Here is a 249-nt window from a genome sequence, read left to right as displayed (position 1 = left end):
GCCGATTACAAGAGCGGAAGTGGAAGAAATTCGTGGGGTAAAGACAGAAAGACCGATTCATACTTTAACGGCAAAAGCGTTAATCAAAGAGGTAGGACGTGTTGAAGGCACTGGAAGAGCTATTTTATATGGCACGACAAAGGAATTCTTAGAGTATTTTGGATTAAAGACATTGAAGGAATTGCCTACACTTCCTGAAAAAGTGGACGAGGACTACATCCAAGAGGAAGCAGACCTCTTCTTTGAGAG

General features: G+C 42.2%; 1 protein-coding gene. It reads left to right on the top strand.

Annotation, left to right across the window (positions count from 1 at the left end; genetic code table 11):
* Positions 1–249: SMC-Scp complex subunit ScpB (gene scpB / locus V7147_RS19890; protein WP_335369562.1), on the top strand; the 249-nt coding region annotated here is incomplete at both ends.

The organism is Bacillus sp. JJ1521 (assembly GCF_036965165.1).
GTDB lineage: Bacteria > Bacillota > Bacilli > Bacillales > Bacillaceae_L > Ferdinandcohnia.
Note: the sequence above shows the minus strand (reverse complement) of the source record. Positions and strands in the feature narration are given on the sequence as shown.